General features: G+C 62.3%; 12 protein-coding genes and 1 tRNA gene. 4 read left to right on the top strand and 9 right to left on the bottom strand.

Translation table 11 applies throughout. From position 1 onward, the window contains the following. Window positions 1-5 precede the first annotated feature (5 nt). The 3 genes from BSZ35_RS05965 to BSZ35_RS05955 form a co-directional block, all read right to left on the bottom strand. Window positions 6-335: a hypothetical protein gene (locus tag BSZ35_RS05965; protein WP_105011582.1), complete on the bottom strand. Its 330-nt coding sequence runs from the start codon at window positions 333-335 to the stop codon at window positions 6-8. A gap of 47 nt (window positions 336-382) precedes the next feature. Beyond that, a complete protein-coding gene (locus tag BSZ35_RS05960; protein WP_105011581.1) occupies window positions 383-697 on the bottom strand; it encodes a hypothetical protein in 315 nt (104 codons plus the stop codon). A gap of 99 nt (window positions 698-796) precedes the next feature. Next, the gene (locus BSZ35_RS05955) at window positions 797-1,903 is read right to left on the bottom strand and encodes an AI-2E family transporter (protein ID WP_105011580.1); all 1,107 of its coding nucleotides are present in this window, start codon (window positions 1,901-1,903) and stop codon (window positions 797-799) included. A gap of 207 nt (window positions 1,904-2,110) precedes the next feature. Here BSZ35_RS05955 and BSZ35_RS05950 point away from each other — a divergent pair, with 207 nt between their 5' ends. Together BSZ35_RS05950 and BSZ35_RS05945 are read left to right on the top strand one after the other, a co-directional pair. Continuing rightward, on the top strand, window positions 2,111-2,704 hold the full coding sequence (locus tag BSZ35_RS05950) for an OmpA family protein (protein ID WP_105011579.1): 594 nt from the start codon (window positions 2,111-2,113) through the stop codon (window positions 2,702-2,704). Window positions 2,705-3,294: 590 nt separating this feature from the next. Continuing rightward, window positions 3,295-4,077 (top strand): DivIVA domain-containing protein, encoded by a 783-nt coding sequence (locus BSZ35_RS05945; RefSeq protein ID WP_105011578.1) that lies wholly within the window; start codon window positions 3,295-3,297, stop codon window positions 4,075-4,077. A gap of 57 nt (window positions 4,078-4,134) precedes the next feature. On the opposite strand, the gene BSZ35_RS05940 is transcribed toward BSZ35_RS05945, so the two are convergent. Further along, the gene (locus BSZ35_RS05940; protein WP_105011577.1) at window positions 4,135-4,776 is read right to left on the bottom strand and encodes a hypothetical protein; all 642 of its coding nucleotides are present in this window, start codon (window positions 4,774-4,776) and stop codon (window positions 4,135-4,137) included. Between the two features lie 93 nt (window positions 4,777-4,869). After that, window positions 4,870-6,639 (bottom strand): acyl-CoA dehydrogenase family protein, encoded by a 1,770-nt coding sequence (locus BSZ35_RS05935; protein ID WP_105011576.1) that lies wholly within the window; start codon window positions 6,637-6,639, stop codon window positions 4,870-4,872. 168 nt (window positions 6,640-6,807) lie between these two features. Here BSZ35_RS05935 and BSZ35_RS05930 point away from each other — a divergent pair, with 168 nt between their 5' ends. Then, window positions 6,808-8,307 carry a M20 family peptidase gene (locus tag BSZ35_RS05930; protein WP_105011575.1) on the top strand — a complete coding sequence of 500 codons (1,500 nt, stop codon included), beginning with the start codon at window positions 6,808-6,810 and terminating at the stop codon, window positions 8,305-8,307. A gap of 13 nt (window positions 8,308-8,320) precedes the next feature. Here BSZ35_RS05930 and BSZ35_RS05925 read toward each other — a convergent pair whose 3' ends face one another. Next, window positions 8,321-9,166: a mechanosensitive ion channel family protein gene (locus BSZ35_RS05925; RefSeq protein ID WP_105011574.1), complete on the bottom strand. Its 846-nt coding sequence runs from the start codon at window positions 9,164-9,166 to the stop codon at window positions 8,321-8,323. Between the two features lie 253 nt (window positions 9,167-9,419). Beyond that, window positions 9,420-9,508 (bottom strand) — tRNA-Leu (locus BSZ35_RS05920). Between the two features lie 442 nt (window positions 9,509-9,950). Here BSZ35_RS05920 and acs point away from each other — a divergent pair. Further along, complete coding sequence (gene acs / locus BSZ35_RS05915) at window positions 9,951-11,951, top strand: acetate--CoA ligase (RefSeq protein WP_105011573.1); 2,001 nt, start codon at window positions 9,951-9,953, stop codon at window positions 11,949-11,951. Window positions 11,952-12,036: 85 nt separating this feature from the next. Here acs and BSZ35_RS05910 read toward each other — a convergent pair whose 3' ends face one another. Both BSZ35_RS05910 and BSZ35_RS05905 read right to left on the bottom strand, forming a co-directional pair. Beyond that, window positions 12,037-14,040 carry a penicillin acylase family protein gene (locus tag BSZ35_RS05910; protein ID WP_105011572.1) on the bottom strand — a complete coding sequence of 668 codons (2,004 nt, stop codon included), beginning with the start codon at window positions 14,038-14,040 and terminating at the stop codon, window positions 12,037-12,039. 42 nt (window positions 14,041-14,082) lie between these two features. Next, window positions 14,083-15,774 (bottom strand): helix-hairpin-helix domain-containing protein, encoded by a 1,692-nt coding sequence (locus tag BSZ35_RS05905; RefSeq protein WP_105011571.1) that lies wholly within the window; start codon window positions 15,772-15,774, stop codon window positions 14,083-14,085. Window positions 15,775-16,085 lie beyond the last annotated feature (311 nt).

Raw genomic sequence — 16,085 nt, 5'->3', positions numbered from 1 at the left:
TCGAGTCACGCCTCCGGCGGCGCCGGGGTCTGCTCGTACAGGTCAAAAACAGTGCGCTCGTCGGGAAGCACGACGGCAATAACGACCTGCTGCTCCGGATCGTACGACTCAACCAGCTCATAGAGCTTCGAAAACGAGCTGTCGGCGGCCTCCTCCTCGTCGTTGAAGGTCAGGTATCGGAGCGGTTGCCGGTCGCCATTCTCGCTGGAGGCTGTCGGAAACACGATGGCGCCACGTCCGCGCTCCTGGTACTGCCGCCACGCGTGCCGCGCTGCCGTTTCCCAGTGCGTGTCTACCAAATTGTTGAGGAGGTCGCCCGGGGTAGGCTCAGACATCAGGGACGAAGAGTGGGGAAGCGAGAGAAGATCAGCGAGGAGGGGCGTTACCCGATCATATCTACCAGCAGAATGAACGGAATGCCGAAGGAGCCGGCCAAAAGGGCCGTGGTCACCATTGCCGCGCTGGGCGTAAGACGGCCTTCAAACCAGAGCTGCGAGCGGAGCCGAAGCATCGGCCAATTGGCGAGATGGCATCCTGCAAAGAGGAGGGTAAAGAGAAGCAGCTCCGTGTCCGGGGAAAGCTGCATGAAGTAGATCACCGGCACGCTTACCACAAAGAGCCAGATGAAAAAGCACGCACACGCCAGCGGGATCAGGTGTTTGTGAAAGAGGTCCTGAGCGCTAAGGGGATCTCGCATTGGACACTGGCAACAGCAGAAGGGGTGGCGTATCACCTACGGTGCCCCTACGGAAGGGGGCGCGTGAGGTTCGGATGTCATCAGTAGCGTGAGGGGGCGTTACTCGGACGCAGATTGGGCGGTTGGGGACGAGGCATCCGAAAGGAGGTCCCCATCACTCGCCGCTCCCGCGTACTCCTCCACGAACATCCCCCAGACGGCCAGGAAGAGGGCGGCGATCACGGGGCCGATGACGACTCCCGATAGCCCAAAGAGGGTCAGGCCCCCGAGCGTAGACACGAGAATGAGATAGTCGGGCATTTGCGTATCGCGTCCCACGAGGAGGGGGCGGAGGACATTGTCGGCCAGTCCAATGAGGACGGAACCGCAGGCCAAGAGGATGAGGCCCTTCAGGAATTCGCCCGTAAACAGCAGAATTCCGGCGGCGGGCACCCAGACGGCCGCCGCCCCCACTGCCGGCAGGAGGGACAGGAGGCCCATCACCACTCCCCAGAGCACGGCGCCACTGATGCCCAGCAGCCAGAACAGAAGGCCGCCGAGTCCTCCCTGTACCAGCCCAATCACCAGCGTTCCTTTGAGGGTTGCCCGCGTCACTTCGGCAAATTTATTGAGCAGGCGCCGCTCGCGTGCATCCCCGATGGGGGCCGCCCCGACAATGGTCTCCAGGAGAGCCGTTCCGTCGCGAAGGAAGAAGAAGAGAAGGTACAACATTAAAAATGTTAGGCCGCCGATGCGGATCGCATTCTGGCCAAGGTCTACTGCTTCGGTAGCGAGGTAGCGGCTTGTGTTGATGGCTGCAGTGGAAAGCTCTCCCCGTAGCTCACTGGGACTGAGGCCGACCTGAGCGAGAAGATCAGTGGCTACGGGCACGTGTCGTTCGACCCACGCAACGACGGCCTGTGGGTCAAGCTCGCCCGTGGCGATCCGATCGTATAGAATGGAGGCCTCCGTTGCCACGGCACTTCCCGTAAGCACCAGTGGGGCGATAACGACGAGGAGGATAATAACAAGAGTGGTCACAGAGGCAAGAGTAGAGCGGCCGCCCAGTGCGTGCTTGCACCACTCGTACAAGGGGTGGAAAATCGTGGCAAGCACCGCGGCCCAAAAGATTGGCTGAAGGAAGGCCTGGATGAGCCCAAAAAACGCGACGGTGGTGAGTAGAAGAAGAGAGAGGAAAAAGGCGTTCTGCAGGCTTCGGGACGTCATGAATAGGGGAAGAGTGAGAACCGAGGACGACGTTTGGACTCATAAATCTGACCAGCAGAGCGGAGAAAGTCACAACCGCGAATTCAGTACAATTCCAGGGTGTAGAGCTCGTCTCAACTTGACCTCGGCAGGCCTCGTTTCTCATATTGGTATGGCTGTCCTTTTTCAGTAAGCGTCCTCTTTCCTTTGCTTTACTCCCCCGCACGGATGCCTTCGGTTGAACTTCGTTGGCTTCTTCACCTTGTCGGTTTTGGAACGGTGCTCTTCGGTCTCGCGGCCTGCGGATCGAGTGCATCCGTCGAGAAACTCCGAAAAGAGAACAAGCAGCTCCGGCAACGACTGGAGCAGGCCCGGGAAGAAGCCGCTTCTCCCCAACGGGGGGAGACGGTCACGGTGCTCTCGGCCGATGTGTACTTCAAGAGTGGGAGCGCTGACCTCACGCAAAGGGGCGTGGAGGAGCTCAAGCTCGTTGCCCAGCGAATCCAGCAGGAGTTTCCTGAACGAACCGTCCGCATCGAAGGATACACCGATTCACGCCCAATAGGAGAGCGACTGGAAGACAAGTATCCGAGCAACTGGGAGCTTTCCGCGGCCCGGGCGGCGCGGGTTGCGCGCCATTTCCGGTGGACGCACGACATGAGTCCGGAGCGCTTTGAAGTCGTGGGTTTTGGGGCGCAGCATCCAGTGGCTACGAATGAGACCGCCGAAGGGCGACGGAAGAATCGTCGGGTACGTGTTGCTGTCCTTCGGGGGCCGCCTACAGGGGGAGCAGGAGAAGGCCTGTCCTCTCGTAACAGGTAGAGCGAGTGCTGCTATTCGACGCAACTGAAATTGCTCAATAAACAACGAAATGCCCGTTGCGGCCGCTTCGCGTCAGCGTTGAGTCGTTTCCTGTATCCCTTGGCAGAGACAGGATAAAAAGCCTTTTTCGTTTTTGAGCAGCAGCGGCACATCGTCAGCGGAAATATCCGACCGCCCGAGCGGCGGCGCATCTCGTCAGGATCCGTCGTCCTCAGCGAACGCACGTTGCCGGATGGAAGATGAGGAAGGTCCGGAGAGGAGTCTCCCTGGTTTTCCCCCAAGTTGGTGAGCGCCCGATTGCGGGTTGGGACGAGACAGGGGGCGTAAGAGAAGGAGGAAAGAGGGAGGGCATTGCCCCTGAGGAAGGGCGGACAATACGTCTGTCAATGATCACATCTTGAAACAGCACCCCTTTTGGGAGGATTTAGGGTAGGGCAGTCCCATCATTTCCATTTGCCCTGTGCGCTTAACCAAGGTTGAGCAGGACGGTCGTTCGTTGGCTCATCCCGATCGCTTGACAACACGATCGGAAGAGTGCCGCGGGCTTCAGTTGCTTTCTCTGCGATCTCGTCACTAAACATTTCAGCGCCATGACTATAACGCCCTCGGAAATACGATCACGCTCATTTTCGCGTGGCCTACGTGGCCTGGAGGCCAGCGAGGTGGAGGCGTTCTTGGAAGCCGTGGCGTCGCAGGTCGAGCAGCTCATCGACGAACGTGAGCAGCTGGAGGCACGTCTTGAACAGGCCGAACAGAAGCTCCAAAATGTAAGGCATGTATACGAGAAGATTCAGGAGCGAGCGGCCGATCTGGATGAACGAGAACAGAGGCTGAAAGAGGAAAAGCAGAGCATTGAAGAGAAGCGGAAAGCAACTGCCCGAGAGCAGACGTCCGTCGACGAAGAGAAAGAAAAGCTGATGCGTGTGATTGCGCGGCTTCAAGGAGCACTGGAAAATGAGCTCCAGATTCTGACGGATCTTCGTTCGGGAGGACAGTCGGTTTTTGATCCTGAGGGAACCGCGGTCGCGGATTCTGAGGAGGAGGCCGACACGGAAGAGAAGTCGACGGAAGAACTGATCAACTCTCTGTTTCCGAAGCGGCTGGGACCGAGCAATACCCACTCCGGAGAGGAATCACAGTCGACAGTCGGAGACGATACATCCGAGACTTCTGACGAGGGAGCAGCTGCTCAGCAATTCGATCGGATTAAGCAGGACATCCAAGGAGAAGAACAGGAGACAGAGCGGAGGCCGTCAGGTGCTTCGTCGGCGGACAAAAAGGAAACCGACGCAAACGCTGCCGACGAGGATGAAGAGGTCTCCACCGAAGAACTCGACCAGATCATGGGGGTCTTTGAAGATCTCGACTCCTGACGAGGGGGGCTTAGACGCTGTTTCCCTTCTATACGCTGTCCCCTGTCTGCAATGTGGTCACATCAGGGCAGTCTCTCCTACCGTGCAATCGTCGTTTTCTGGGAGGGCTGGAAGTGGTCTCCCTGTGCACGCAGGCAGTAGAGAGCCATTGACATCCACGGTCTGCGGCGTATTTTGCCCAGAATCCCTATCGTGAAGGGGCCGCACAGTTTGTCCAAGAACGTTGGAGAGCACGACGCGGACGGTCTGCTTGTCACGTACCTGCACCTCGTCCCGGGCCGCCACCGGGTTCGGATGCACTGAAGAGACGGCGTACGCGCTTTCCATCCTCACCTCGACGGTGGTGTTCGGTCCCACCGCTTCGCTGCCGTTCGTGCTTACGCTCGTCAGGCGGAAGGGGTACGTGTTCGGGGAAAGGTCTCGACCCGGTGCCGGTAGCGCTGCGGCGCAGAGGGGGGCACTCCCATCGATCAGCGTCTCGACCTGCGTCCAGCGGTCCTCGGTCTTTGTCTTGCACTCAAGACGAAACCCCGCATTGTTCGTCTCGCTAGCCGTACGCCACGTCACGACAATGTCATCGTCCTCCCGGGGGGCGTCGAGCGAGGCTACGTCGACCGGGAGGGGCGCGTCGTCGCTGAGGTCGCTGGGCGTGGGTCCGTCGTCGAAGGATCGAGGTGCACCTGTGAAAGCCTCCGTCAAAACGAACGTCCGTCACGAGGCGCGCCTCGGCCCCTTCCGTTCCGAACGCTTCCAGTACAGTGCATAATCATCCTCGGCATCGGGGATAAGGAATCACATGACGTCTGTGAGAGAGTCGAGATTCGGCTCGTCCGTTGTGGCTCCGTCGCCCTGGGCGTGACAGTCGAAGAGCGTGGGACAGTTGAAGTCCCACACCAATACGTAGGCACCATGAGGATCGAGTTCCTCGATGTGATTAATTTTGCGGGCGGCCAGTCGTTCAGCGGCGGCAGCAGAGCGCCCGTCCTGTTCTTCGTGGAGTGACCATTGGGCGTGGCGGGCGGTATAGAGCAGCTCAAGGCTTTTGCCGAGCGTTAACGCGAACCGGCGGGCACCGGCCTCCATCGCCTCGTCCCCTTCGTTGATGGCTCGCTTCAGCCACTTGGCGGCGTCCCGGTAGGCGTGTACGGCGGGCCGAATGGCACGGGTAAGGGTTGGGGCCTCGATGGCTTCGACGCAGCGCTTGACCTCGTCGTTGAGGGGCGTGATGCTGCCCACCTGCCGCAGCGCGCGGAGGAGATCCAGCGACAGCACGTTCGTGGTACCCTCCCAGATCGGGAGTACCTGTGCGTCGCGGTGGAGGGCCGGCAGGCCGGTATCTTCGACGTAGCCAGCCCCGCCGAAGGCTTCGAGCAGTTCGCTGGTGGTAGACACGGCCTGCTTGGCCGTCGTCAGTTTGGCAATGGGAGTGAGGATGCGGAGCAGCGATTCCTCCGACGCGTTGGCCTGGCTGGTTTCGTGAGCGCCTAGCAGCTCGGCCACCCGGAAGGAGAGGTGGAATGTCCCCTCCAGCGTCGACTGCACGTCCGCCAGCGTTTCCTGATGGAGGGGGTGATTGATGATTTCCTCCCCAAAGGCCTCCCGCTTTTGGGCATAGTCACGGGCCAGCGCCATGCCGCGCCGGATGAGCGAGACCGCCGTCACTGCATTCCAGGTGCGGGTGACATTGAGCATGGGAGCGATGTGCCGCGTGCCATGTTGGAGGTCGTCCGTTACGGGATGGGCCTCGACGCCGTCCAGCGTCAACTCGGCGGTGGGCAGCTTGCGGGTGCCGAGCTTGTCCTTGAGCCGATTCACGCGGAGGCCGTCCCGGAGGCCGTTCTCGTCGCGGATGGGGACATAAAAGAGCGCCAGCCCGGTGCCGCCGTCCGGGTTGCCCTCGGGCCGCGCGAGGGCCAGGGCCATGTCGGCCGTGATTGCACTCGTAAACCACTTGCGTCCGTATAGGCGCCAGGTGCCGGTCTCGTCCTGCCGGGCCGTCGTCCGGGCCTGTCCCACGTCCGACCCTCCCGCAAGCTCCGTCATCCACTGCCCGGACGTCCAGAATGCCTCCGGGTCGCGGCTGGTGAGGTGGGGGAGCGCCTCGTCGATCAGTTCATCGTTTCCCGCCTCCAGAAGCGTTCGAGCGGCCCCGTCCGTCATGGCCAGTGGGCAACCGTACATGTCGGTGGAGGGGATGAAGAGGTAGGCCAGGAGCATCTGGTGAATGCGGCTCCTTGCGCCGTGCTCTTGCTCGTACGCCGTGGCTACGATGCCCCGTTCTGCGGCCAGTGTCTCGGCGCGCGACCAGACGTCGGTAAGCTCAATTTTGTCGACCCGGTCGCCCCACGGTCCCCACTGGGTGAGGGTGGGCTCGTTGTCGAGATCCGACTGCTGGAGCTCGTACAGCTCCCCGCCAGCCATTTTGCCGAGGTCCACCAGTTCCGGCTCAATCGTCTTTCGCATGGACTCCGGAAACTGCCGCCGGACGTAGCTTTTGAGGACACGGTCCCGGTCGTACTGATTTTCGAGCGTGGGGGGATCCTGTACGAAGTCGGAGGGCATAGAGCTGTTGGTCGTAATGGAAGAAAACGACGGGAGGACGTTAACAGGAGTCCGATAGTACCGTTGGGTGCGAGAGCCATTCGTTACAGCGGCCCCAAGGAACCTGACCGCGACAGCCTGCGTGGGCGTCGCGGATTGTCTCGATGCACCGGATCGACATTGCACCCGATGACTCCTCGTTTTGCTCGAAATCTGTTTTTCGGCCTCGGCGGCGGACTCTTCCTCGTCCTGCTGATCGGGGGGCTTCGCACCATTCAACTCGACAGCCGACAGGTGGCTCCGACGGATTCGGTTGCCTTGTCGGTTGCGTCGGATGCTCCGGAGCGACTCGCGGCTGCCCTTCGACACCGCACCGTCACGAAGCGGAACCCGGCCGCGCTCGATACGGCGGCGTACCGGGACCTGTACCGCACCCTGGAGACGGCCTTCCCGGTGGTGCACCGCACGCTGGACACGACCCACGTGAACGATCTCAGTCGTCTCTACACCTGGCGCGGCGCCGACACGACGAAGGACCCCATCGTGCTCATGGCCCACACGGACGTAGTGCCGATTGAGCCGGACACGCGGTCCGAGTGGACGCATCCGCCGTTCAGTGGCACCATCGCCGACGGGCACGTGTGGGGACGCGGCGCGCTCGACGACAAATCCAGTGTGGTTGCCATTCTCGAAGCCCTCTCCACGCTGCTGCGGAATGACGTGCAACCGGACCGGACCGTGCATGTGGCTCTTGGACATGATGAAGAGGTGGGCGGGCCGAATGGGGCACGGGTCATTGCGGATCGTCTCACGGGCGATGGGACGAGCCCCGCTATCGTTGTGGATGAGGGGGGCGCGATCACGAAGGGCGCACTTCCGGGGCTGCAGCGGCCCTTGGCGGTGGTGGGCATTGCAGAGAAGGGCTACCTGAGTGTAGAGCTGGAGGCGACCGCGCCCGGGGGGCACTCCTCCGCTCCGCCCGACTCGACGAGCATCCAGATTCTGAACGCGGCGATTGGGCGACTGCTCGACAATCCCCTGCCCGCCCGGCTCGACGGCGTGATGGGCCGCACGCTCGATTACGTGGCGCCCGAAATGAATTTCCCCATGCGCCTCGCGCTCGCCAACCGATGGCTCACCACCCCCGCGATCGAGTGGGCGCTCAGTCAGCAGCCCGCCACTGAGGCTGCCATCCGCACCGTGCAGGTACCGACTCGCCTCGACGCCGGGGTAAAGGACAACGTCATTCCCTCCAGCGCCACGGCCACGATCAACTACCGCATCCTGCCCAGCCAGTCGGTCGACGCAGTGCTCCAACACATCCGGTCGACCGTGGAGGGACTTCCCATCACGATTGAGACCGGCCAGGCCAGCGAGCCCACGCCGGTTTCGTCGGTTGACGATCCCGCGTTTCGAATGCTGCAGCGGACGATTCGGGAGGTCACGTCCGACTCCGTCGTCGTGGCGCCCTACCTCGTGCCCGGCGCCACCGATAGCCGGCACTACGCTCACGCAACCGATCGCATCTACCGCTTTCTGCCGTACACCCTCACGCCCAAAGATCGAGGCCTCATCCACGGCACAAACGAGCGCATCTCCATTTCGGATTACAAGACCGTCGTACGCTTCTACCTCCAGTTGCTACGCAACGCCGACGCGCTCCCGGACACCGCGGAGCGGCCCGTGTAACCGGCCTGTGCGCTTATGACTTCATCTGCTCGTGAGACGTCACGGGCGACTCCCCATTCGACGGCGTGAGCGTATCGAGATGCACGTCCATCTGGGGATACGGGATGCCAATGTCCTGGGCATCGAGGGCTTCCTTTAGCTGCGTCGTGAGCCGTTCGCGGACGTCCCAGTAGTCAGACGTTTGGCTCCACACCCGGACCGCCCAGTCGATCGACGACGCCCCGAGCTCCGACAAGTAGACCTGCGGCGCCGGGTCGCTTAGGCCCCCTTCGACCGACGCGGCCACTTCTTCCAGGATAGAACGGGTTGTCTGAAGGTCCGCTCCGTAGTCGGTCCCGACCGCCACGTCCACCCGTCGCGTGTCGTGGTGCGTGTGGTTCTCGATCGTCGACCCGAAGATGGCGCTGTTCGGCACAATGCTGCGCAGGTTGTCGGGCGTGTCGAAGAGCGTTGTGAAGAGGCCGATCTCCACGACCTTGCCGGTGACGTCGGCGGCCGACACCTTGTCGCCCACCCCGAAGGGGCGGAAGAGCAGGAGCATGATTCCGGCGGCGAAGTGGGAGAGGGTGCCCTGCAGGGCCAGGCCCACGGCAAAGCCGGCCGCCGCCAGAATCGCGGCAAAGCTCGCCACCGAGACGCCGAAGATACCGAGGATGGCCAGGCCGCCGAGGATGAGCACCGTGTATCGGGCGAGGCTCCCGAAGAATCGACTGAGCGTGGGATCCAGATTGGCTCGTTCCACGCCGGCACGAGTGGCACGTTTGGCCCATCCGGCCACGATGAATGTGAGGATGAGAAGGAGGATGGCCCCTGCCACGTTCAGCAGGAGGGGCATGAGGCTTTCGAGGGAGAAGTCCATGGCAGAGCGGGAGTTGGGAACGGCAGAAGGGCCTACACCTGGTAGGCGACGGCCGTCACAGGTGAGACCTTGTTGGCAAGGGGTATCGTTTTCGGTGGTAGTACAGGAATACCGAAAAACGACCCCAGTGGCGAAGGAGAAGAGGCGCGGCCCTTGATACGCCCGTGGCGAGAGGAGGCGTAATCGGGAAATCTCCACAAACACAAAAACGCCCCTGAAACCGTCGCTTAACGGCACTCAGGGGCGTTTTCGATGGTGCGAGAGGAGGGACTCGAACCCTCACGGAGGAGGACCTCCACAAGATCCTAAGTCTTGCGCGTCTACCAATTCCGCCACTCTCGCAGGAGAATCGCAGTATGCGGGACGGGTCCGGTCACCAGTTCGTCCGACGTCGAGGCCGTACTGGGGATGAGCGATCTAGCGGTGCTCACGTTTGTCATGTCGGGTAGAACGATGGCCAGCGACGCAGAATGTCGTATTCAACACAGCGTATTCAATTCGGCACCGACAGCCTCAGCTTGACTGACCATTAGTGCAGTCGTGCATCGTTGATGAGCACGCGAAGACCGAAGACGTTAGCTTCTGTATTAGTCGCTAAAGGTGACGTTCCGGTTCGAGGTATAATTCTCCTGGAAGGAAGTACTATTTGGAAGCGGTTGCAAGTTGACTTAACGACGGGACCTTCCTAATTTGCTCCAGATTTCAAGGAAGCGTTTCCGGCCGGAACGTCCGTGGCCGGTCGCTCACGATGTGTCTCATCACCGCTCTGAATTGCTGAACTATTATGCCTGACCAGGACGCACAAGTCACTGCTGCATACTCGGGTCGCGACGAGGTTTACGAGCCCTCCGAGGCCTTTCGAGATCGCGCCCACATCTCGTCGATGGAGGAGTACGAGGAGATTTACGAACGCTCCATCGAAGATCCGGAAGCCTTCTGGGGGGAGCAGGCCGACCGAATTGACTGGTTCGAGCCCTTCGATACGGTTCGGAATGTCTCGTACGAGCCCCGCGACGTCGACATCAACTGGTACGAAGGCGGCGTCACGAATGCTTGCTACAACGCGGTGGACCGCCACCTTGACGACAAGGCGGACGAGACGGCGCTCATCTTTGAGCCCGACGATCCGCGCGAGCAGGAGACGCAGCACATTACCTATGGCGATCTGCACGAAGAGGTCTCCCGCTTCGCCAACGTGCTGAAGAAGCACGGCGTGGAGAAGGGCGATCGGGTGACGATCTATCTGCCCATGATTCCGGAGGCGGCCTACGCGATGCTCGCCTGCGCGAGAATCGGGGCCATTCACTCTGTCGTCTTCGCGGGCTTCTCGCCGGACTCCCTCGCGGACCGCATCATCGACTGCGAGTCCGACTTTCTTATCACCGCCGATGAGGGGCGTCGGGGCGGCGACCGGGTCGCGCTCAAGGACAACGCCGATACGGCGCTCGAACGCTGCGACGACGTGGACAACGTCCTTGTGGTGCAGCACACCGGCGGCGACATCGACTGGACGGAGGGCCGCGATCTCTGGTATCACGAAGAAGCAGAAACGGTCTCGGCAGAGTGTGAGCCCGAGCCGATGGATGCCGAGGATCCACTCTTCATTCTTTACACCTCCGGCTCCACCGGAAAGCCGAAGGGCGTCCTCCACACCACCGGCGGCTACCTCGTGTACACCAGCATGACGCACGAGTATGTCTTCGACCTCCACGAGGACGACGTCTTCTGGTGCACGGCCGACGTGGGCTGGATTACCGGGCACAGCTACATCGTGTACGGCCCGCTCGTGAACGGCTCCACGCAGGTCTTCTTCGAGGGCACGCCCACACATCCCGATCCGTCGCGCCTCTGGTCGACCGTCGACAAGCACGACGTCAGCATCTTCTACACGGCGCCTACAGCCATCCGCGCGCTCATGCGACACGGCGAAGAGTACGTGGAGCAGACCGACCGGTCCTCGCTCCGCCTGCTGGGCACGGTGGGCGAGCCGATCAATCCGGAGGCCTGGCGTTGGTACTACAACGTGGTGGGGAACGGCAACTGTCCGATCGTCGACACCTGGTGGCAGACGGAGACCGGTGGCATCATGATTACCCCGCTCCCGGGGGCCATTCCGCAGAAGCCGGGCGCGGCCTCGAAGCCGTTCTTCGGCATCCAGCCGAAAATTATGGACAAGGCCGGCAACGTGCAGGAGGGGGCGACGGAGGGCATCCTCGTCATCGAGGACTCCTGGCCCGGTCAGATGCGCACGGTGTACCGGAACCACGAACGCTTCCAGAACACCTACTTCTCGCAGTACCCGGGCAACTACTACACCGGCGACGGTTGCCGGCGCGACGAGGACGGCTACTACTGGATTACGGGCCGTGTGGACGACGTGCTGAACGTGAGCGGGCACCGCATCGGCACCGCCGAGCTGGAGAGTGCCCTCGTGGCGCACGACGATGTGGCGGAGGCGGCCGTGGTGGGCTATCCCCATGAAGTGAAGGGACAGGGCATCTACTCGTTCGTGACGCTCGTCCGCGGTGTGGAGGCGTCCGACGCACTTCGAGAAGAGCTCGTCCAGCACGTGCGGGAACAAATTGGTCCCATCGCCAAGCCCGATCACATCCAGTTTACGGACTCCCTGCCGAAGACGCGCTCCGGCAAGATCATGCGGCGCATCATCCGCAAGATTGCCGCGGGCGAATACGACGACCTCGGCGACACGTCGACGCTTGCGGATCCGGGCGTGGTCGAGACGCTCATCGACGAGCGAAAAGGGCTGGACGTGAGTGCGAAGTAGGGGACATGCCCTCGGATGTGTCACGCCAGTACGAGCGTGCTCCTCAAAATCGGCCCCTCCTCGACTATGTCGGGGAGGGGTCGTTCTATTTTGCGGGGATGAGCATGGTTGTATAGGGAGTCGTGCTGCGATTGAGCCGGATGGGAAGGGGACGCTCGGTTCGCATGCGGGAGCGGGCAAAGACGATCGACGGATCGTAGTGGTGGCGTCGGACGATGAAGTCGCCATTGGGGCGCGTCCATCCCTCCCAGGTGGCTGGGGAGGGGGCCACAGCGGGGGGATCGACGAGGGAGGGACCTCCGGCCGGGGCTGAGGGATGCCCCTGTTCCGTTCGAGTCAGGGGGGCGTAGCGCGTCGTTGCCATGCTCTCTAGATTGGCATTCACCAGCGAGTCGGCCGACCAGACGGGAAAGTAGCGACGGTCGGTGACGGCTCGTTCCCAGCGCCACCGGCGCACGTCGGGGCCGAGGTGGGCTGTGAGGGTGTCCAGGGCGCGTTCCAGGGCCCGATGTTGCCGGTATGCCCCGAAGTAGGTGGCGGTATCAGCCAGGGTGGGGACGTGTCCCAGGTCTGCCCGGTAGGCCCGCATCCATTGATCGAACAGAGTGGCCCCGATGCTGGTGGGCGTGTAGCTGTGGTCCCAGTTGCGCAGGTACGTCTTTGCGTTTTGACGGCGTTCGGTCGCCTGCGTATCTGGGCGAAGGGCGGGCTGAAGATGCGAAAGTAGATCGGCCGCCCACGCGCTGGAGTCCCGTCCACTCCAGTCGGAGACGGCGACGGTGTCGGTGGAGTGCGTGAGGGCATGAAGCCCCCGCGCCTGCTGTCGGGCCCAGGGGGAGCCCCCAATCAGTATCGTCTTCTTCAGGCTGTCCCGGACGACAACGGGCGGTGTGCCCAAGACCGTCCAGGTGCCGCTTGCTGAGATGCGAAGGCCGTCTCCAGAGAACAGTTCAAAGCGCATCGAGTCCGGAGACGTGCCGAGCAATCCCGCCCGGTGCATCCAGGCCGGAAGGTCGCTCCCAGGAGTGAGACCGGGCCACTGCACCGTCCAGACAGTCGTTTGGGAGGAGTCGGCGGACCGGGGACGAGGGGCAGGGGAGGCATCCGGGACTGAGGAGAGTAGGAGGGCGTCGTTGTGTCGTCGCACGTGGACCAGCTGTTCGTCCCCACCGACCGGTTCGATTCGCTCATGCCATACCCGAAGAGCGGAGGAGTCGAGGGTTGTAGGGCGAAGAGAGGCCGAACTTTGAAGAAGAGAGGCCCAGGCGCGCTCGCCGATGCGTCCCGTTGGGAGCAGGGGCACGCCGGGGAGGGAGGCGCCGGTGAGTGTATCAGCGGGGTGAGCCCAGGACACTTCCTGCACGACGGGCATGGCTGTGGCGCCGAGAACATGGCGCTGGAAGAGCAACGGAGGGGCGTCGGGGGACTGCACGGCCCAGGCCACGCTCCGCTCCTGTCCGTGCACGTGTAGCCACCGTCGAAACTGTCGGTCGGCCTCCACGAATGCGGTCACGGAGGAAGGAGCGACCTCCGGCGGGGTGAGGGGACGCGTCGACAGCCATGCCATAAGCCGTTCAATGAGGAGCGCGTGCCACGGTGCCCAGGAGGAAGGCGTTATGTCGAGTAGTACGAACGGGGCGTTCTGGCGGACCGACGAAGATTCCAGCGCCGCATTTATGCCGCGGGCGTAGGCCTGGAGGCGGTGTCTGGCAGCAGGGGGGAGCCGGTCGTACGACCGGCGGGCGTGGCGGGCCAGGCCGAGGCGGCGGGCGTGCATGTCGAGGGAGACCACGCCCGGTCCGAACCATTGACTGAGGTGGCCGCGGGCAGTTTGTCTCCAGAGCGTGAGGGTCCAGGCGCGATTGGTTCCGTGGACGTATCCGAGCGCGACAAAAAAGTCGGTCGAGTCCCGAGACTCAATCTGGGCCAGTCCCTCATCCGACCACCGAATGGTCGTCGAATCAGAAAGCCCAGCGATCGACTCTGTTCGGGGATACGAGGCGTTGGAGTCCGTGCTGAGCCACCAGAGGCCTCCCAGCACGAGGCCGCTCATCGTAATGAATAGGCCGATCCAGGCAGGGCGAGACACGAGGGAAGATTGAATGACCGGAAGGGAAGCACGAATGTCGGTTTACGCACCGCTCGGTCCCTTCTGAATCCAGTCCGAAAAGTCGGACAGGGACTTCGCGTTGAGGCAGTGCTCCGGCGTCAGCCAGCCCTTTCGGCCCACTGCTACTCCCCACGTTACGTAGTCGATTTCATCCGTGGCGTGGGCATCTGGATTGATGGAAATGAGGACATCCTGGTCAATGGCGCGGTGTACCCATCGCCAGTCGAGGTCGAGCCGGTACGGGTTGGCGTTGAGTTCAATCGCTACGTTGTGTTCGGCACAGGCCTCAATGACGCGGGCATGGTCGAGCGGATACCCGTCGCGGGACAAGAGAAGGCGACCCGTGGGATGGCCCAGAATGCGGGTGTGCGGGTTTTGGACTGCGCGAATCACCCGCTCCGTAGCCTCGTCCTCCGTCATACTGAATCCAGTGTGGACGCTCGCCACGATGAAGTCAAAGAGCTCCAGCAGATCATCCTCGTAGTCGAGGGAGCCGTCACGGAGAATGTCACTTTCAATACCGTGGAAGACCCGGAAGGAGTCGTCTAGAGATTCGTTGAGCCGCTGAACCTCCTCGTGTTGTGTGCGAACCTCGTCGGGCGACAGCCCACTCGCAATCTGGAGCGACTGACTATGATCGCAGATTCCGAAATAGGAGAATCCCCATGAACGAGCGGCCTGGGCCATGGTGTTCACCGAGGCCGATCCGTCGCTGTACGTAGAGTGGTTGTGGAGACACCCCTGAAGGTCGTCCGCCGTGATGAGGGATGGAAGGGCATCATTCGCAGCAGCATCGAGCTCGCCCCGATCCTCGCGGAGCTCCGGGGGGATTACGGGAAGACCGGCAGCCGCGAAGAGCGAATCTTCGGTCGGGTGTGCGTCGGGGGAAGCGTACGACGCTTCGAAGGCGTCGCGATGGGCCGTAGATCCGGTCGTTTGCCACCACTGCGTGCCGAAGTGATCCGGAGAGGAAAGGTGGAGGCGAAGAGGAAGGCCCTGGGGCAGCGTGGCCGTCAGCCGCTCATCCGCTTGTGAAGAGTCTTCCTCGGAGGAGGACCCGTCAAGCTGTGTATTGGCCCACTCCCGAAGGGCCGCCGGGTCATCCGTAGCCACGATGAGGTCGGCCTGCTTCATGGTCTCCCTCTGGCGCCGGAGCGCTCCGGTGGGCTCGGCCTGCTCCACCGCGTCGTGGCTTCGCAGATCGCGAAGAACCGGCTCCACTGCCGACCAGGCGTCCGCCAGGCGCCACTGCGCGTCGTACCGGCGAAGCTGCCGCACGTTGTCGAGAATGTTCTGCTGCGTCTTCGCCCCAAATCCGCTGAGGCTCGTGATCCGATCCGTCTCGGCGGCCTGCTCCAGTTCGTCGAGGGAGGCAATGTCGAGCTCTTGCCAGAGGCGCCGCGTGCGTTTGGTGCCAAGGCCCTTCACGCGCATCACGTCGAGCAGGCCGGGCGGGATGGCATTCATGAGCTCGTCGTGGAGCGGGAAGGTGCCCGTCTCTGCCACGTCGGCGACATGGTCGGCCATCGCGTCTCCGATGCCCCCGATGTCAGTCAAGCTTCCCTCGTCCAGCCGGTCAGTGACCGCCTCCTCCACGTTGCCCAGGGAGCGAGCCGCACGGGAAAAGGCGCGGGCCCGGTGCGGATTTCCATCGGTCAGTTCGATAAGGTCGGCTGTTTCTTGGAGAACCGACGCGATTTCTTTATTCGTCATGGGGGAAGAGAAAGGGAAAAAGCAAACGGGTGGGCGGCTGGTCGACCCTGTCCTTGAGCTCATGGTCAATTCCCCGAATGGTGTTCGGAGAACTTCGCAAGGGCAGAGGGACTCCACTGCTTGCGAGGCCGACCGGTCGTTTCGGGTCGCTTCGGAGGCTCATAAGATAGCGGGCGGATCTCTGGATTCCAATACGTCTCCTACGCCGGGAGGGCCCCTCCATTTTGCTATTTTCAGAGCGGCTGGGGCGGACGTCGTCGCAAATATCCACAATTCTCGGAATCTTGGAACGAGTGCCGTGAGGGCGGATC

Origin of the sequence: Salinibacter sp. 10B, assembly GCF_002954405.1 — a bacterium.
Taxonomy (GTDB): Bacteria; Bacteroidota; Rhodothermia; order Rhodothermales; family Salinibacteraceae; genus Salinibacter.
Note: the sequence above shows the minus strand (reverse complement) of the source record. Positions and strands in the feature narration are given on the sequence as shown.